Genomic DNA, 18,565 nt, shown 5'->3' on the forward strand with positions numbered 1-18,565 from the left:
CGGTTCTGAGAGAGCCTGGGGGTGAAATCCCCCTGGGCTACTCACCAGAATAAATGACGAGGTTCGGGGTTGGTGGTTGCGGGTTGGTAAGAACAAAATATCAGTTGCAAGATGCAAGAATAAACGACGAGGTTGGGGGTTGGTGGTTGCAGGTTGGTAAGAGCGAGTGAAAAAGGATCACCGCTGAATGGTTATCCGTTCTCCGAATAAAAAAACCTTTTGTTCGTTCCAGAGCGAAGAGCAGTTCTTCGTTCCGACGCTGCGCATTCAGGTTACAGGAAAAACCAAGATCAGAAGGTTGAGGCGGGAGATTTACGCGAGGGGCAAGACGTTCGCTGCGCTCATGAGAAGACGAGAGCGAAAATAGGGACTGACGATTCTCCTCACGTCTGCCCCTTTTTCGCGAGGGATAGGGATCCTGACCACGAGCATTGTCAGGATGACGCGATGCAAGAGAAGGCTCTCATCACTAGCCACTCGTACAAACTACTTACTTCAGCACCCGTAAGGCTGCCCGAAATGTCTCTTTTTTGGGCTTACGTTAAGGGTCATCACGAACTTGTTTCGGGATCTGCTCTTGAACCGATCGAAGATGCGGGTTAGATGTTTCTGATTGAAGAAAACCTTGAGAGCGTAATTCTGAATCAAGTTCAGATGATAGTATGTGACGTTCTTGGAAAGTCCACATTTATTCCTTTCTACCGAAGCCGAGCATGAATCCCCGATGCTTCTGTTAGCTTTTCGACTTCGTTATTGAGAAAACAGCATTTTGCTATAATCTAGTGGAGTCGAGGAGGTGTAAATGTGGTCGATAATGATCTTAATCTATTACTGGATCAGATTGTTCAGCTGGCGTCTCCCTTAAGAGTACTGCTGTTTGGCTCGCGCGCCAGGGGCGAGGGTTCAGTCACGAGCGATTATGATCTCCTGGTTATTGTGAAGGATGGGGAAGGCCGCAGGAGAACGGCACAGATGCTGTACAGAGAAATCAAAGGTGTAAAAACTCCTTTCGACCTCATTGTAGCTACCGAGAGCGATATCGCAAATTACGCAGACAATCCCTTCATGGTTTTCAATAGTGCCCTGAAGGAAGGAATAGAGCTATATGCATCTTGACGAAGAGAATCGTGGTATTTCGAGAACATGGCTCAGTTACGCTGAAAGTGACCTTTCTTTGGCTTCCATAAAACCGGAAGGCGCGATTCTGCCGGGTACCCTGTGTTTTCTCGCACAACAGGCTTGTGAGAAGTCTCTCAAGGCACTGCTGATTTACTGCGGAATCCAGTTTCCGAGAACCCACAATATCAACGTTCTCATTCAGCATATACCCGACAGCATACAAATTCCGGAAGAAGTGTTTGAAGCGGCTAAGCTTACAGACTATGCTGTCTCTTCTCGATATCCCGGAATCGTTGAACCTGTTACCGAATCTGAATACAGAATGGCTCTCGAATCAGCCAAGTTCGTTTTCGAATGGGTTTCTGATTCGATTATGAGTTCAGAGTATTGATTGAGACCAGATCCGGGATCGAGTTCGGGATGACCTTTAACAGAGGCTCGAACAGGAGCCCAACAGGAGACCCCAAACAGGACCCCTGAACAAGAGCATTTCAGGGCAGGCTCATTGGTGCAGGCTTCAGGGCAGGTTCCGTGTAATGACAACGAATGCTTGTTCCGAAAGCGTAATAATTCGTCATGAACTTGTTTCAGCATCTCGATCCTGAGAGCCGCTGAGCGCTGCGAGGAGCTGTTCACCGTTGACCGTCCCAGATCATGAATCCGTTCACCTATAAGATCAAAGATTAGATCCTGATCAAGATCACATTAGGATGGCAAATTGAGTTGGTTCAAACAAGTTGATATTCTTCCGCGGGGTGATTGCTGTCTTCTCTTCCTTTAGCTCCAACCAACCACCAACCACGGCTCTTAGAACAGTTCTCAGTTCCAAGTTGCAAGTGCAAGAATTGCCCTAAGATAATTCTTATAGACTCGAGAATTAGGATGCCTTGTGATTTGCGACTTCTTGTTGGCTGTTTCCTTCCTTTTCCAAAGATAGAGTAATGGAATTTCCGCAAGCATTAACTGTCGATCGAAAATGCTCATATAGAAAGTTTAGAGGGACCGACTTTCTTCGGTCCCCCTCAAGCTTCAAAATTCAGAGAAATTTACCCTTTTATGAAATCTCTCCAATAACCATCTCATCTTCATCGAGTGCCGGTTTCCCTTGACCGGGACCGTTTCCCTCGCAGGAATCGTCTGGTGCTCCATAACCCGCATCGTCATCAGGGCCATCGGGCACACCGTCGCCCGGACCGCTGCCATTGATTGAAAGAGCGATTCCAAAGGCAAGTAACAAGAAAAGGACAATTGCGGTAATTCGTTTCATTTTCATCACCCCCGTTGTATTCAAATGATTAGATCCTATTTCTTACCTCATTAAAGAGTGATTAAAGACTTCGCTAATTGAACTGTCTGACCGTCTCGATAACGGAAGCTTCAGGAAGACAAGGCAGATTTTGAAACGACTCCACTCTTATCTTAAAGCAGACTCTCTATCCCGGGGGGGTTGACGCACCCTAATTTGCCTGCGCTCTATGATGCGGCTCGATGTTCAACAGTGACTACACATAAAAGAAAAGGCCGCCGCTGTCCTGGTAATACGGTAGCGGCGGTTTAGACTAGGAGTAAACAGGGGTAATAGGTTTTTATTTTGCTGAGAGAGCGGTACGCACTCTAAAGAGATTTCTCAACATGTTTCTGATCATTTCGACCAATCTATTCATTGAGCGGACAAGAACAGGCTCAGAACTCACGGTTTCTGCCTCCAGATTTTCCAGCAGCAATGTCGTGCTGCCTCCAGAGTCGACTTTACCAGCGCCGGGACCTTCTCCCTTTCCTGTTCCTGGAGAACCAAAACCTGCCCCGGGCTCCTGCCCATCGGGAATGCCATCACCGGGACCCTTGCCGTTATTTGCCAGGGTCAAGCCAAATATCATGGAGACGAACAGTAAAATCAGTAGAGTTTTTCTCATTACGATTCCCCCCTTCTCATATATTAGCATATTAGAGTATTCCTGATTAAAGAGAGATTAATGGTGAAGAACCTTCTGGGAAGCCGGCTATGCAGAATCGGTTGAGGAGGACTCTCCGATAAAATCAGGAATGAAATGAACAAAGGGAGGTACTGATCTTGCAATGTGAAGTCGACAGAAATCTTGAGAAATGCAACTGCACCTACCCGGGCTGCCCAAGAAAGGGAAAGTGCTGCGAGTGCATCGCTTATCACCGTAGAAACGGAGAACTTCCGGCCTGTTACTTCACTGAAGAACAGGAGAAAACCTGGGACAGAAGCATTGAGTACTTTGTGAAGGTCCACAGCAAAAGATAACATTCGGATAGTAATGAAGTCTTCAAGTAGCGGGCCAGAATTCCTCCTCCAGATGAGATGCATTATTAGATGCTAAAATGGAGTAGTTATAAATTGCCCAATCTCGATTTGGGATCGAGATTTCTCTGGAGGAAAAGTTGAATCAGAAGTTCTATAAGCGCTTCTTTACTATTAAGGAGTCTTACAAAATTCTCTTCGATGCGATGAGAACAATGAAATACATGAACCGTGCAAAGAGAAGCAAAGAGCTTAGCACCGAGTTGATCGAAAAGGTGATGCTTACCGTAACCGAAATAAACGGCTGCGAGGTCTGTACAGTCTTCCACAACAAGGTTGCCGAAAAAGAGGGAATAAAGGAAGAAGAGATTCAGATGCTCTTTGTGGCTGACGTTGAAGAGATCCCTCAGGAGGACGCTCCGGCTATTCTATTCTCGCGAGAATACGCAAACTCTTCGGGAAACCCTTCCGAGGATTCATGGAATTCTCTTAAGACCTTCTATGGGGAATCAAAGGCTAAGGGAATACTTGGTGCTGTCCGGACAATCATGATGGGAAATGCCCTCGGAATAGTGTGGGGCGCATTAGTAAACCGTATTAAGGGAAAGCCAGTTGAGGGGAGCAGCCTATGGTACGAAATCAGTATGCTTGTCTCTTTCATCTTCCTCATCCCCGTGGCGCTTGTACATGCCCTGCTCGTAAGTCTTTTCAAGAAGCCCATAATAACTTTCCAGGCGCAGGAAAGTCTTGGATAGAAGCCTTTTTTACGTGGGTTTAGGGTCTCGGGTCTAGGGTTTGGTGAACATAAGCAGTTGAATCATCATGCTCCTCAGTGTTGCTGAGGATGTCATCCAATAAGGACTTCTCGCAACCACTTATGTTGTCGTCCCGAAGTTGATCCGGGATCTGGTTCTAAAAATGAACAACGTGGACGCGGAGTGTCGGAACGAAGAACCGGTATTTTTCTCGGAGAACCTTTGATGGTGAACCTGAGAAGGCTTCCTGCCGAAGGCAGTATTGCGTCAACTGATGGTCTTCAGTGCATTGCGTCCCGGCACGATCTTTACCGGCATTGCGCGACCGCCGATCTTTTTCGGCGCTTTGCGTCTGATTGTAGTAACATCACTTCCGCGCGCTAGCGAGCCTTACTTCCAGCGATGCCCTTTGCCTCATCAATCTTTAAGGCAATATATTTACCTGGAGAAATTTGACTTAACCTAACGGTGCTAGAATTGGCTTGACTACCACGAGGAGGTGTTGACAGTGAAAAAGGGTAAATTCCTTTTACTGGTTGTTTTGCTTCTTTCAATCCTTTCGTTCTCAACGACCATCAAGATGTATCTCGTAACCGATTATCACTCCCACGCACTTCCCTTCTATTCTGAGGGACAACACGGGTTCGGGGGGATTGCCAAGATAATCGCTTTTCTGAAAGAGAAAGCCGGCGATGAAGACACTCTCGTTTTTGGCGGCGGAGACATGATAAACCTCGGGACCCCTGCGTGGTCCGACAAGTTCCACGCCATAGAGATGCCCTGGTTCAACAACATCTTCGATGCCATGGCTTACGGCAATCACGACTCGGAATACGGACCGGCAGATTTTCAGGAAGTATGGAAAAATGTCACTTATCCGATTCTTGGCGCCAACGTTCTCGATGCGAGTGGAGTACCTGTATTCCAGTACTTCGGGAAGAGGTATTTGATCCTAGAAGTTGAAGGCAAGAAAATCGGTGTCTTTGCTCTTGCAGGATCGGATTTCGATAGCCTTGTCAAGCCAGCTGCGAGGCCCGTCGAAGGAGCGACTTTCGGAGATTTTATGACGACTGCGGGTGAGATCGTTGACGAAATGGAGGCAGAGGGAGTCGATCTTATCGTTTTCATTGGACATGCAGAGTACGAGGAGACACTGAAATTGGCAAGAGAGATCGAAGGCATAGACCTGATCTTCGGTACACACAGCCATCTCAAGATCCCTCTTACAAAGATCGAGGGAACTGAAACATACTTCATTTCGCCTTACCAGTATGGGACATATGCGGCGGAAGTAGTGGTTTACTTTGGAGCCGACGGTCAGAAATCCGTCTCGGGGTCGCTAATACCCATGGATGATTCCATGCCAGAGGATCCAGTCATTGCGGATAAGGTAGAAAAACTTCAATACGAATTGGAAAGCGATCCTGAGTTCGCTCACCTGTTCGAATGGATCGGGGATGTTGAAACCGAACTATCTGTAGCTAATGTGAACACGGGAGAATCGGTGCTAGGCAATTTCGTGATGGACATCATTAGAGAGAAATCAGGGGCAAACGTCGCCCTTTCTACTTCGAGCAGCTTCAGGGCATCTATTGCACCGGGATCGACTGTTTACGAGGATCTGAAGAACGCCCTTCCTTATGTCAACACAATCTATGTCTACGAGGTAAAGGGAGAAACGCTTGAGAAGATTCTGAACCATTCAGTTAGCCAGAGCGGTACCGGGTTCTTCTCTCAGGTCTCCGGTGTGCGATTTATAATCAGCAACGGAAAGGCGACGTCAATTGAGGTCCAGGAAGACCCGGAATGCCCGGACAGCTTTGCTTTGCTGAATCCCGAGGCAACCTATCTGGTGGCCACAACGAATTATCAGGGCCTCTTCGCTCCCGGTTACAAGGATCTCTTTGCGGGGCTTCCATACACCGATACTGGACTGGATGTACAGAAGATAGTCAAGGAATACATGCAGAACAACAGTCCGGTAAGCGCCAGACTTGACGGAAGAATTAGGTAATAGATAACCGCAAGTACAAACCCCCACTCAGGTGGGGGTTTTCTCTTGTGCAAGAAATATAATCTCCCGAACTTCTGACCCGTTTCAGTTTAACTAACTGTCTCGTCCAGCGCAGATTTTCTATCCGCCGCGGCCTTCTTCCTTTTCTGGAGATTCCTGACTCTCCAGAGGAACAGTGATCCGCCGACCGAAACAAGCCCCATTACTAGATAAACGGAAATTGCGCCTGCCCTGTCCAGCCCCAACCCGATTAGCGGCGAAAAGACTGCAAAGGAGAGGCTGGCGGTTAGACTCACTATCGAGATTATCGTCGCCCTGAAGGCATCTTCTATCTGCCTGTTGATATAGAATCTCATGATGGGCTGGTATAGAGCCCTGACTATCTGACCAAGCGCTAGAAATGCAAGCGAACCGACGTTCAGAAGAATCAGAGGGATTAGATACGCGCCTCCCATAAGTAACCCAAGGAATGTCAGCGATTTTCTCGGTCTGACATTTTCGAAGAGCTTCATTAGATACCTTGACGAAAGCGCACAAACTACGTTGAACCCGGCAAAGACAACCCCGTAGAGGGCAATATCCAGCCTGACAAGTTTAAAGTACGGCTCATACAGCCAGAAGCTTGCCCTCAGCATCACTCCCATCAGCGCTGAGAAGTACAGGGCCCATCTGACTCTCGGCTTCTTTACGGCATCGCCGAAAGACCTAGCAACGTGAACCAGATACGACTCTCTTGATCTTTCTCCATGGTCAGGCTCTGTGAAGAAGAGGGAATAGCCGCTCGATAGAAACAGCATCCCCAGAGATATCCAGAAGGGAATGTAAGGTGAAACTGAATATAGAAGCCCGCTTGCTATCGATCCAACGGCCTGACCTACGAAGATATTTGACATGGCCTTCGCTTCTATCTTGCTGTATTCCTTCTCTCTTTCCATTCTTGAAAGACTCTCGAAAAGTATAGCCGAGTCCGCACCTGAGCTGAAAGTCATTCCAAGCCCAAAGAGCAGCTCTGCAAGGGCAAAGGCCAGAAAGCTTTCGCAGACAATATACAGAGACAGTCCGAAGGCCGTTATTACCGATGAAATCACGAGGGAGAACTTTCTTGAAACCCTGTCGGCTATCGAACCGGTCGGCACTTCGAAGAGAACAACTGCCACTGCCGAGATCGACTGCAGGAACATCATCTCCGAATAACTCAGCCCCTTGAAAAGCATATAAGGAACAAGAACCGGACCAATGATGAGCATGTTCTGTGAAAACTTGAAACGGTAGTAAACTGAGATGTTTCGATTCATCTTCTCCCTCATGAGATCATCTCCTAAACAAAAAGGGTGGCTCCCTGGCCACCCTCTCTTCGGTATTTTGAGATTTCTACAGTTTGTATTTTCTCAGTAGATCATCCAGCGCTTCCCGTAAGAGTGATGACTCGGTTCTGTTCAACAGTGCAGTTAGTTTTGCCAGTCCGTCGAGCTGCGATCTCAAGTAGTAGTTGGATTTCATAACCATCTTCGATTCCTTTTCAAGCGGTGCAAAGATTATCTGTGCTCTCCCTGTGACCTTTGCCTTTCTCATTCCCTCCGAAAGCAGGTTCAGCAGTTTCTCGATCGTCGACGCGTTCCTTGGAAACTCTCCTACCGCACCGCTGACGGTAAACCTAACCGTCTTTCCCTTGCATTCAAATGAGAGCTTCGAGATAGTCTGGGTCAAATCCTGCATCTCCATAAACAGAGTCTCAAGGGTGTACTCGCTGCTGTAGACAAAAAACTCGTCTCCAAATCTGACAAACGAGAGCTTCTCCGGGAGATTCTCCTTCAGCGTCTTGTCGAGAATCTCGAAGACCCTGTCTCCGCATTCTCTTCCATACTCCTTGTTCACAAGTGAAAACTTGTCGATATCTATATCTGCAATAGCAAAGGGGCCTTCGTTTGAGAGTTTTTCGAGCTCTTCTTTCCACTGGTCAAAAGTCATAAATACCCTCCTATATATAGTCATATATGTACGTCCCTATATTATCATGCAATATATGTATATTCCATTTTCGGAAGGTTAAATCCTGCAAGCCAGACGCGGGCAGATGATGAAAACGAGGTCAGTGGTTGGGGGAACGGGGTAGGTAGATCAAAGGCCGGAGTCAGAGGTTTGAGGATAGATGTAGGAAGATCCGGTCTGCCGTTGAATGGTTCTCCGTTCTCAGAAAAGAACGGTTGCAAGTTCCTAGATGCAAGTTGTGAGAAGAAGAAAGAAAACCTTTTTCTTAAGGGCTATTAAGTAAACTCATTACTGACACTCAAGAAGAGAGCATCGAGATTCTGAATCAAGTTCAGAATGACGGAATGTTGTGTTCTTAAGAATTACAGGACGCTGTCACGGAATGTGATGTTTTCGGTAAGCCTGCCGGGATGCTGAAGCACGAGCATGACCGATTGAGACGTTTTCGAAATAACCAGCGCTATCATTCCCGTCATCACTTCTCAGTCGTCCCTCTCATTGTCATCCCGAACTTGTTTCGGGATCCGGTTTTGATTTTATCAGCGCTGCGGCTCATGGGTATGAGACCCCGTACAGAAGCACTACGGGGTGGCAGCATGGGGGAATCACGGGATGACGCCGCTAAACGTCATCCTGACAATGCTCCTGGTCAGGATCCCTGCCCCTCGCGAAAAATGGGACCATGGGAGCCGGTCAGTCCCTATTTTCGCTTACAGCGATTAGCGGGTCTTCGTACTTAAGCGAATAGCGGTTCTTAGAACGGGATGCTGAAACACGAGCATGACCGATTGAGACGTTTTCGAAATAACCAGTGCTATCATTCCCGTCATCACTTCTCAGTCGTCCCTCTCATTGTCATCCCGATCTTGTTTCGGGATCTTGGTGTTGATCTTATCCAAAGACCGGTCCATGATTTGGGACGAGAAACGCTGGACAGGTCTTGTAAGCGTCCGTCGGATTTTTGATACTAGATCCCGGGCAGATCCCCTGAACAGAATCTTTTCAGGCCAGGCTCTCCCATCGCGTCATCCTGACAATGCTCCTGGTCAGGATCCCTATCCCTCGCGAAAAAGGCACAGACGTGAGGAGAATCGTCAGTCCCTATTTTCGTTCCCGTCATCACTTCTCAGTCGTCCCTCTCATTGTCATCCCGAACTTGTTTCGGGATCCGGTTTTGATTTTATCAGCGCTGCGGCTCATGGGTATGAGACCCCGTACAGAAGCACTACGGGGTGGCAGCATGGGGGAATCACGGGATGACGCCGCTAAACGTCATCCTGACAATGCTCCTGGTCAGGATCCCTATCCCTCGCGAAAAATGGGACCATGGGAGCCGGTCAGTCCCTATTTTCGCTTACAGCGATTAGCGGGTCTTCGTACTTAAGCGAATAGCGGTTCTTAGAACGGGATGCTGAAACAAGTTCAGCATGACAAATTATCGTGTTTTCAGAATTAGCAAACGCTGTCATACCCGTCATGACTTCTTGGATGTCCCTCACCTTGTCATCCCGGACTTGTTTCGGGATCTTGGTGTTGATCTTATCCAAAGACCGGTCCATGATTTGGGACGAGAAACGCTGGACAGGTCTTGTAAGCGTCCGTCGGATTTTTGATACTAGATCCCGGGCAGATCCCCTGAACAGAATCTTTTCAGGCCAGGCTCTCCCATCGCGTCATCCTGACAATGCTCCTGGTCAGGATCCCTGCCCCTCGTGAAAAATGGGACCATGGGAGCCGGTCAGTCCCTATTTTCGCTTACAGCGATTAGCGGGTCTTCGTACTTAAGCGAATAGCGGTTCTTAGAACGGGATGCTGAAACACGAGCATGACCGATTGAGACGTTTTCGAAATAACCAGTGCTATCATTCCCGTCATCACTTCTCAGTCGTCCCTCTCATTGTCATCCCGAACTTGTTTCGGGATCCGGGCTTTTGAAGGCCGTGGCCGGGGGTTGGGAGTTGGAAAGACCAGAGTGAAACCGTTGACGGCAAGTGCTTGACCAGTAACGAAGAACCTGAATGCGCAGCGTCGGAACGAAGAACCGGTATTTTTCTCGGACGGAGAACCTTTGACGGTGGACCTGAGAAGGCTTCCTGCCGAAGGCAGCATTGCCTCTTATGCCCCTTCTTCCTTAGTTGGCAGACCGTTCTTTTCCAAGAAAGTTAAGAAATGTTATGGCAGTTTCAAGTCATCGTAATGGTATAATTTCTACAAGTCATAAAATTCATCCTACTTTCATCTGAATCAACACTGGCAAACGTTTTCCAAAACCACACATCTTTCAAGGAGGTTTGTTTGCATGAGAAGATTTCTTATTTTGTTTACTATCATCTGCGCTGCCTTTTCGGTAACCCTTCTTGCCGCTGACTCTTTTACCGTTTACACTACTCTCGAGGAGCTTGCGGCAAAGCAGCTGTTTGACAAGTACGAGGAAGTAACCGGCATAAGGGTTGACTGGGTAAGACTTTCCGGTGGAGAGGCCGAGGCGAGAATGGAAGCGGAAAAGCTGAATCCACAAGCTTCCATATGGGTTGGAGGAGTGGGACTGAATCACATAAGCGCCAAGCTCAAAGGTCTCACCACACCTTATTTCTCCAGAGCCGCTGCAAACACGCCGGACCAGTACAAGGACCCTGAAGGCTACTGGATAGGACTTTATCTTGGGCCTCTGGCATTTGCGACTCACAATGGCCGAGCAGCCGAACTCGGTCTAGAACCCCCGAAAGGCTGGTTCGATATAATCGATTCCAAGTACAAGGGTTTGATAAGGGTTGCAAATCCAAATACGTCTGGAACGGCTTACAACCTCATAACCTGCATGATTTCCCTCTTCGGTCGTGATGAAGACCTCGCTTTCCTCTATCTGAAGAAGCTGGACGAGAACATCGAGATGTACACAAGGTCCGGCTCTGCGGGCGGTAAGAGCGTTGCGATTGGAGAGATCCCGTTCGCAATCGGTTATGCCCATGACATGGTAAAGCTTAAGGCCGAAGGTGCAGATATCACGATTACCGTTCCCGAGGAAGGTACGGGCTTCGAGATTGCATCTATGTCTTTGATAAAGGGCGGCCCGGATCCCGTAAATGCCAAGAAGCTGTACGACTGGATACTCACCGAAGAGGCACAGGCAATCATCGCAAGCTGGTACGTAATACCGGTTTCCAAGATCGCCCCAAAGCATCCGCTCTCATTCAGCATGGACGAAATCAAGACGGTTCATCAGGATTATGTCTGGGATGCTGAAAACAAGGAAAGACTGCTCGACCGCTGGACGAAAGAGATCGGCGGCGCTGCGGAATAAGTAATTGATTAGAGCAGGAGCCAGTCTCCTGCTCTTCTTCATTCTGCCTTCGACAATCAAGGTTACTCTTGGGGTGTGATCAAATTGTATTCCTGGAGAAAGCTCTTATCGTTCGGGTTCATAAGTATCGCTGTCTTCATTGCACTATTCTGGATCTTTGATACACTGAAGAACTCGTTTTTTGACGTTGTCAGAGAAAACCAGAGGCAGCTTGTCACAGTCATCGCGGAATCTGCACCAAGAGACGTGGAAACGGTGAAGGACTGGATAGTGGCCGTGAACGAGGAGTTCACAGAAGCCGAGATATTATATATAAATGGTGTTCCCGGCTGGGATGAACTGCAGGTTTATGCGCCTAACGAACAGCTGAAAGTCTTCTACGAATCCATCAGCAGCTCAGAGGACTTCGAAAAGGGGCTTGAAAGCGTTTATTACCTGGAAAACTATTACTCCTCCCTCGACTACACATTCGAGGAAAGGAATGTTTCGCTGGTGCTTGCACCACTAATAGATGAAACGCGTTACAATATGACCGGGTTCCTGGTTTTTCTAATGTCTGCGGAGGCCAGTGAGAACTACGCGAATCTACTGAACATCTTTATGTTTGGCGCTTTTGCTATCTTCGCGATCGTATTCTTTATTTCTAAGTTCTTCAGAGACCCGGTAATGGGATACATTATCCTCGGTCTCTTCCTTATGGTAGCTATATTCGTTGCTTATCCACTCTTTGAAGCCGTCAGGTTGACCTTTCTGGCAGACGGAAAATTCTCTATGCAGACCTGGGTGACGATTCTTTCGTCAAAGCAATACCTCAGTGCGCTATGGGGAAGCGTGAAGCTCGGTATCCTTACTGCCTCATTCTCGACGATCATCGGATTCATATTTGCCTTTGTGATAAACAGGACTGCCACGAGGGGAAAGAAGTTTCTCAGTACTATGGGCCTTCTGCCTGTAATCTCTCCTCCATTTTCGCTGTCTCTGTCGCTTATTCTTCTCTTCGGTAGTAACGGCCTAATTACCAAACAGATACTCGGGCTGAAGGACTTCACCATTTACGGGCTTGGAGGCCTAACGGCCGTACAGACTATCGGCATGTTCCCTATAGCATTCATGACTCTTTCGGGCGTCCTGCAGGCCATAGACTCAACTCTGGAGGAGGCCTCTCTCGACCTCAACGGAAGCCGGTGGAGAACATTCTCAAAGGTTACGTTCCCTCTCGCGATTCCTGGGGTTCTGAGTTCCTGGCTGCTCGTTTTTACAAACTCGCTGGCCGACTTCGCAAATCCCCTGCTTCTTGCAGGCTCGTACAAGGTTCTTTCAGTCGAGGCATATATTGAAGTTACAGGAAGAAACAGACTTGGCCACGGAGCAGCTCTTTCAATACTCCTGCTCATGCCCACGCTGACGGCCTTCTTAATTCAGAGATTCTGGGTGAGTAGAAAGTCCTACGTAACTGTAACCGGAAAACCCTCTTCAAGACTGAGCGATTTGGTTTCAAAGCCTGTGAAATTCGGTCTCATAACGTTTATTGTTATCTTGATCGTCTTTATCCTCGGACTTTATGGAACGATAGTGGCCGGCTGCTTCGTCGCCAACTGGGGTATAGACTACTCCTTTACCCTTAAGAACATTACCGAAGCGCTGCAGAGGGGAAGGGATGCAATAGTAGACACTTTCACACTGTCAGCGGTAGCGACACCAATTGCAGGGATTATCGCGATGATGGCGGCTCTGGTCATTGTGAGAAAAAAGTTTGCAGGAAAGAGGGTGCTTGAAGGGCTTATTCTTGCCCCGTTCGCTATACCGGGGACGCTTATAGGTATTTCGTATGTCCTGGCCTTCAACAAACCGCCCTTAATCCTGGTCGGTACTGGAGCGATAATCGTGATCAACTACATAATCAGAGAGCTTCCAGTTGGGGTTGAGGGGGGCGTAGCAACTCTACGGCAGATAGATCCAGCAATAGAAGAGGCCGCGCAGGATCTCGGCGCGGATTCAACCACGGTCTTCAGGACTATCGTCTTGCCTCTAATACGCCCGGCCTTCATTTCCGGAATGTCATACACCTTTGTCCGGTCAATGACTGCCGTTAGCGCAATCATATTCTTGATATCTGCGCAATGGTATCACATGACAGTCCTGATATACAACTTCTCCGAATCTATCAGGTTCGGCCTTGCCAGCGTTCTTTCCACGGTCCTAATAATCATTGTCTTTGGGGCATTCGGGCTGATGAGGGTTCTTGTTAGAAAGAACGAATACATGGAAAAGAACGTAACTCTTAACTGACACTAGGTTTGTGAGGTGGTTTGATGTCAAAGACTTCCGTCTCGGTTCGAATAGAAAACGTAACCAAAGTCTTCAAAGACGTAAAAGGAAAGGCAGATGTTATTGCCGTCAACAATGCCAGTTTCGAAATAGAACCGGGAGAGCTGGTAACCCTTCTCGGGCCTTCGGGATGTGGAAAGACCACTACCCTGAGAATGATCGGGGGATTCGAACTCCCCACAAAGGGAAAGATCTATCTAGGCAATGAGGATATAACTTATCTACCGCCCAATAAAAGAGATACAGCAACTGTCTTTCAGAGTTACGGGCTTTTCCCTCACATGAACGTTTTTGACAATGTGGCGTACGGCCTCAAGCTGAGAAAACTCCCCTCGAAACAGATAAAGGAAAAGGTAATGAGCACACTAGACCTCGTCGGCTTGAAGGATCTTGCCCAGAGAGCTCCCTCGAAGCTGTCCGGCGGCCAGCAACAACGAGTCGCACTTGCGAGAAGCTTGATCGTGGAACCTTCCGTATTGCTTCTAGACGAGCCTCTTTCAAATCTGGACGCCCTGCTGAGGGAACAGATGCGAGTCGAAATAAAGCGCATCCAGAAGGCACTGGGAATCACAACGATATACGTGACCCACGATAGGGTAGAGGCAATGAGTCTCTCTGACAGGATAATCGTCATGAAGAACGGGTTTATTAGACAGATCGGCTCGCCGAACGAGATTTACGAAGACCCGAACTCCAAGTTCGTTTCAGGATTCGTTGGAAAAGTCGCCTTCCTTCCAGTCGAAGTTCTGGAAATGAACGGCAAATGCAAGGTCAGATTCGAAGACAAAACCGTGGAGGTTGGAAAGTACTCTTCCGAGTTGTCTCCAGGAGAATCGGCCGTAATAATGGCGAGGCCTGAATCCCTCAAGCTGCTCGATCCCGGAGAAGGCATGATAGAAGGACAGGTGACAACTAATATCTATCTGGGCGGAAGCCTCGAGTCCTTCGTTACAACCGGCCACGGAGAGATACTGGTGCAGATAGACAACCCCGCCGAAAAAAAGGTCTATGCCGAAGGAGAAAAAGTCTCAATCGGAATCATCCCTAACCTGGCCAAAGTTCTGCCAGACAACGATGAATAACAGTTGTTGGAATCGTGGAAGCCCTTGATTGGTAGGCATTGCAAGCGAGGTTCGGGGTTGGTGGTTGCGGGTTGGTAAGAGCAAGAGTAGAAGTGATGCTGCCTCCGGCAGGAGGCGAGGCCGCCTTCGTCGGGAAGTGATGCCCGGAAGAACATCCGGGGAAGTGATGCCGCTTCCGCGGGAGGAATTCAGAAGCCAGTCTACTTTCGCAGGCCAGCTCCCACTATGTCAGGCGAAACGACTGCTGTTTGCTTGAAAGAAAGTGCTTCACGCAGTGAAAAACAGTCCATGCCCCGGATCAAGGGAGGATCCTCTAGAAACTGTTTGAGCTTCTGAATAAGGATTTTAATCCTCCCTTGAGGGAGCTCATCATTAACCATGAGTTAGGTAGTTAAATTCCATTAATATGCTGTTTCTCGTGCGAATGCTGTGTTTAACACTCGATGATCCTGATCTTAAGTCCTCCCTTGAGGGAGGAGGGCCACGAAGTGACGGAGGGTGTGAGTCTCCAACGTTTGGAAAAGTTGCTATCCTGACATAGTCCCCTGAGACGGTGGTTCGATGTTCATTCCTTGTTGCTTCTATGAGCATACCTATGGATCACAGACCAAACAACGTTAAGAGTGAATTTGTAGTTCAGTTGCGAAAAGGCCAACCTATTCTAAACGTTGTTCAAGGAGTACACTCCCCAACGCAAGCGGTCTCCCCCGCTCAAGCGGGGATTTAAGATCAAGAGCATTAAAAGCCGTCCTCCGTTGACCGTTCAAGAGCTAGGACCCGTTCGCCGAAAACAGCAGCCGAGAAAGTGCGTTGTCGAGACGTTCACTGCGCTCACGAGAAAGCGGAACTGGCCGCACGCAGTGCGCCGGTCCTGACGTTCTGCATCACTTGCGTTTCTTGGTTGTTCTCGCCACTGCTTGCAGTGACTGGCCTCAGCTTGAAGCTGAGACTGGCGCCAAGAAGTGGTACTGGCGAAGGCGGAGCCTTCACTGGCGGCGATGATTCTCGCCTTTTGACTGGTCTGCGAAAGCAGACTGGCTGTTCTTCCCTCACATTGCCTTGACTGAGTTTCCATAACACAGTAGAATGATCTCAGCGAAGTATTTTGCCGGGTTACGGAGGCGATCTGGATGTTTGTTTTAGCCCACAGGGGTATGGGGAAGGGCAGATACGAGAATACACTTAAATCTTTCAGAGAAGGGCTATCTTACGGTGCACATGGAGTAGAGCTCGATGTTAGGCTTACAAGGGATGGCGTGGTCATCTTGAATCACGATCCCGATCTCAAAAGGACCATGGGACTGGACGTAAAGATCTCGGAAAAGACGTTTGCCGAACTCGAAGAGATGGGGCTTGTTGGATTCGATGCCCTGAGCACTTTAGAAGAGATATACCGGGAGCTGCCCAAAGACATATTTGTGAATGTTGAGATCAAAGCCGTAGAGGCTGTACCTGAAGTGATTAAGATTGTCAAGAGATTCGACGCCCTCGAAAGGACTATGTTTTCTTCCTTCCATCATGATTGCCTTCAGGAGTTCAAAGAGGAGTTATGCTGCCCTATGGTAGCCCCTATAATAGATAAGGAGCTTCTTCGACCGGGTGGTGAAGAGTTCCTGTACAAAGTGATCGAGAGATACAGGCCTTATTCTGTTAATCTCAACAAGGATCTCTTCGAAAACATGGGCTTGGAGAAGGGGCTTTCATTGCTTCGAAAGATCCGCGAAGAAGGAACGAGAGTGGCTTTGTGGACGTTAAACGATTCGGACCTATTTCTCAAGGTCAGAGATGTGTGCGATTTTTTGATTACTGACCGCTCTGATGTGATGATGGAGGTAGTATGAAATTTGACAGCCGAAAGAGTCTGATAGTGGTTCTTGTTAATTTAGCCTTGCTGACAATTCTTGCCGTTTCCTCCTGTGGCGAGAAGCCCAATCCAGCCGAGGAAAAACTCACACTTTCCAGAGAGGAGATTCTCGCCCTTTGCGGACTGGAAGAAAGCGAGATAAGTTTCACCAAGATCAAGCTTGACGTTTCTGGAAAACCCCTGTTGACCGTGGCTGCCTACGACGGAGAGGGTAGACAGATCTTCTCGAAAGACTTTCCTCAGAGCGAAGTCAAGGGGGGATATGTGACGGTTGCTGTGATCAAATCAGAGATAATCGACGCGCTGAGATTTCTCTATGCCGTGACCGACTCGAAAGGTAGCGTTTTCTCTTTCGTTCAGGATCTCCCTTACTTCCAGTATCAGGAGGTAAAGGTCGAGAACGGCGACTATTCGCACATCTCTTCCAAAGGGGAATTCAGGTTGACAAGCGTCACATTTGGACAGGACAAGCAGGATATTTTCTTCAATGTGAAATAGACTGAACAATGGGGAGGGATTGAAATCAAAAGACTGATACTGGTGGTGATCATGATGGCCTCTTTCACGACATTTGGGGCAAGTTTACCAAGGGAACGGATCCAGAACGCCCTGGGCGTTCTTCAAGAGCTCACGCAAACGGAAGACAGCGGTTCTTTTGTTGAGTTGTTGAGCAAGTCAAACGGGATAGTTATTTACCCCGAAATGGTGAAGGCCGCGCTAGGTTTTGGCGGGCAGTTTGGAGAGGGCTTTCTGCTGAAGAGAGCAGAGGATGGGCGCTGGTACGGACCTCTTTTTCTGAAGTTATACGGTATCAGTTATGGATTTCAGGCCGGTGTTCAGAAGAGCGGGCTTGTACTCGTCATAATGAATGAGAAAGGTATAGAAGGTTTCCTGAGCAACAACGTTACCCTCGGCGGAAGCGCCTCTATCTCGGCCGGACCTACCGGAAAGACTCTCTCCGCCGACACCGATTACAAACTCGAAGCGGCTATCTACTCTTACTCTGTCAGCAACGGTATGTTCGCCGGTGTTTCCCTTGGAGGATCTATAATCCGGCAGGATTCGGATACGAACAGGGAGTATTACGGGCTGTCTTTGACTCCTCAGGAGATTATCGAGAAGGAAGCAATCGGAGACGATATAAATGAACTGATAAACTTTCTCGAATCTCTTATTGTTCGGTTGAACTAATCGTGTAATTGTTACGGAAACACCATTTATCTATTGAGATGCAACTGGAGCTCACGGAAAGCAATCTAATCTGTGAGCTCCTGTTCTTATGATATCCGACCTTTGCGTAATATAATCTCTTTGAGACTAGGTCACATTTCTTAACGTGAAGGAGAGATTAGGTTTTGAGGCTCGTGTTGATTGTCTTTGTGGTTATCGCATCTGTTGGTTTGTCTGTCGATATCCACCAGATCGAACCACTTATAGACAGCTATTCCGAATTGACTTCTAGACGGTACGAAATGGAAGACGGCAGTTTCACCACCGTAACCGCGATTCCATTCTATGCAATATCCGACCTCGATTTCCCGATAAAGGATGTTGTCGGTTTGTTATTCTTCGAGCTGCCGGAAGGAGCGACACGCGTATCGTTCCTGAATGTGGCCGTTACGGGGAAGTGTAAGCGCGGAGAACCCGTTGAAGGAGTCTGGGCCGATCTCTACATAATTGGTGAGGAATATATCTTCCAGACGGTGAGACATGATCCATATATTGCTACCGGCTCAGAGGGCCTGCTAATCGCGTTCTGTGTCTATCTCGATACGTCCATTTACTACTCCGTAACTCTCGAGGGTAGAATCATGGACGTACACTGGGAATTCAACGTCGGCAAATGA

16 protein-coding genes are annotated in these 18,565 nt (G+C 48.2%); 12 read left to right on the plus strand and 4 right to left on the minus strand.

The features are described 5' to 3' along the window. Positions 1 to 804 precede the first annotated feature (804 nt). Positions 805 to 1,116 (plus strand): nucleotidyltransferase domain-containing protein, encoded by a 312-nt coding sequence (locus tag V513_RS09235; RefSeq protein ID WP_180274869.1) that lies wholly within the window; start codon positions 805 to 807, stop codon positions 1,114 to 1,116. Next, positions 1,106 to 1,510 (plus strand): HEPN domain-containing protein, encoded by a 405-nt coding sequence (locus V513_RS09240; RefSeq protein WP_099772511.1) that lies wholly within the window; start codon positions 1,106 to 1,108, stop codon positions 1,508 to 1,510. Before V513_RS09235 ends, V513_RS09240 begins: the two co-directional genes overlap by 11 nt. A gap of 663 nt (positions 1,511 to 2,173) precedes the next feature. On the opposite strand, the gene V513_RS09245 is transcribed toward V513_RS09240, so the two are convergent. Further along, positions 2,174 to 2,386 (minus strand): hypothetical protein, encoded by a 213-nt coding sequence (locus tag V513_RS09245; protein ID WP_099772512.1) that lies wholly within the window; start codon positions 2,384 to 2,386, stop codon positions 2,174 to 2,176. A gap of 319 nt (positions 2,387 to 2,705) precedes the next feature. Further along, positions 2,706 to 3,032, minus strand: a complete 327-nt coding sequence (locus V513_RS09250; protein ID WP_099772513.1) for a hypothetical protein — start codon at positions 3,030 to 3,032, stop codon at positions 2,706 to 2,708. Positions 3,033 to 3,190: 158 nt separating this feature from the next. On the opposite strand from V513_RS09250, the gene V513_RS09255 reads away from it, so the two are divergent. The 3 genes from V513_RS09255 to V513_RS09265 all read left to right on the plus strand — a co-directional run bounded on the left by V513_RS09255 (position 3,191) and on the right by V513_RS09265 (position 6,154). Then, positions 3,191 to 3,388 carry a DUF6485 family protein gene (locus V513_RS09255; protein WP_099772514.1) on the plus strand — a complete coding sequence of 66 codons (198 nt, stop codon included), beginning with the start codon at positions 3,191 to 3,193 and terminating at the stop codon, positions 3,386 to 3,388. A gap of 137 nt (positions 3,389 to 3,525) precedes the next feature. Next, positions 3,526 to 4,140 carry a carboxymuconolactone decarboxylase family protein gene (locus V513_RS09260; RefSeq protein WP_099772515.1) on the plus strand — a complete coding sequence of 205 codons (615 nt, stop codon included), beginning with the start codon at positions 3,526 to 3,528 and terminating at the stop codon, positions 4,138 to 4,140. 508 nt (positions 4,141 to 4,648) lie between these two features. After that, entirely contained in the window at positions 4,649 to 6,154 is a 1,506-nt protein-coding gene (locus tag V513_RS09265; protein ID WP_099772516.1) for a bifunctional metallophosphatase/5'-nucleotidase, read from the plus strand. Between the two features lie 89 nt (positions 6,155 to 6,243). Here the strand turns inward: V513_RS09265 and V513_RS09270 are convergent, their stop codons facing one another. Together V513_RS09270 and V513_RS09275 are read right to left on the minus strand one after the other, a co-directional pair. Further along, entirely contained in the window at positions 6,244 to 7,461 is a 1,218-nt protein-coding gene (locus tag V513_RS09270) for an MFS transporter (protein WP_099772517.1), read from the minus strand. A gap of 64 nt (positions 7,462 to 7,525) precedes the next feature. Next, positions 7,526 to 8,146: a GGDEF domain-containing protein gene (locus V513_RS09275; RefSeq protein WP_257212045.1), complete on the minus strand. Its 621-nt coding sequence runs from the start codon at positions 8,144 to 8,146 to the stop codon at positions 7,526 to 7,528. Positions 8,147 to 10,442: 2,296 nt separating this feature from the next. Between V513_RS09275 and V513_RS09280 the strand changes: the two genes are divergently transcribed. From V513_RS09280 to V513_RS09315, 7 genes are all read left to right on the plus strand, one after another. Next, positions 10,443 to 11,444, plus strand: a complete 1,002-nt coding sequence (locus V513_RS09280) for an ABC transporter substrate-binding protein (RefSeq protein WP_099772519.1) — start codon at positions 10,443 to 10,445, stop codon at positions 11,442 to 11,444. A 75-nt stretch (positions 11,445 to 11,519) separates the two neighbouring features. Then, positions 11,520 to 13,733 carry an ABC transporter permease gene (locus tag V513_RS09285; RefSeq protein ID WP_099772520.1) on the plus strand — a complete coding sequence of 738 codons (2,214 nt, stop codon included), beginning with the start codon at positions 11,520 to 11,522 and terminating at the stop codon, positions 13,731 to 13,733. A 23-nt stretch (positions 13,734 to 13,756) separates the two neighbouring features. After that, the gene (locus V513_RS09290) at positions 13,757 to 14,854 is read left to right on the plus strand and encodes an ABC transporter ATP-binding protein (protein WP_099772521.1); all 1,098 of its coding nucleotides are present in this window, start codon (positions 13,757 to 13,759) and stop codon (positions 14,852 to 14,854) included. 1,130 nt (positions 14,855 to 15,984) lie between these two features. Next, positions 15,985 to 16,695 (plus strand): glycerophosphodiester phosphodiesterase family protein, encoded by a 711-nt coding sequence (locus V513_RS09300; protein WP_099772523.1) that lies wholly within the window; start codon positions 15,985 to 15,987, stop codon positions 16,693 to 16,695. Then, positions 16,692 to 17,216 (plus strand): hypothetical protein, encoded by a 525-nt coding sequence (locus V513_RS09305; protein WP_099772524.1) that lies wholly within the window; start codon positions 16,692 to 16,694, stop codon positions 17,214 to 17,216. The genes V513_RS09300 and V513_RS09305 overlap by 4 nt, the downstream gene beginning before the upstream one ends. A 51-nt stretch (positions 17,217 to 17,267) precedes the next feature. After that, the gene (locus V513_RS09310) at positions 17,268 to 17,909 is read left to right on the plus strand and encodes a lipid-binding SYLF domain-containing protein (RefSeq protein ID WP_257212046.1); all 642 of its coding nucleotides are present in this window, start codon (positions 17,268 to 17,270) and stop codon (positions 17,907 to 17,909) included. A 173-nt stretch (positions 17,910 to 18,082) separates the two neighbouring features. Next, on the plus strand, positions 18,083 to 18,565 hold the full coding sequence (locus V513_RS09315) for a hypothetical protein (RefSeq protein WP_257212067.1): 483 nt from the start codon (positions 18,083 to 18,085) through the stop codon (positions 18,563 to 18,565).

Origin of the sequence: Mesotoga sp. H07.pep.5.3 (assembly GCF_002752615.1) — a bacterium.
Lineage (GTDB): Bacteria > Thermotogota > Thermotogae > Petrotogales > Kosmotogaceae > Mesotoga > Mesotoga prima.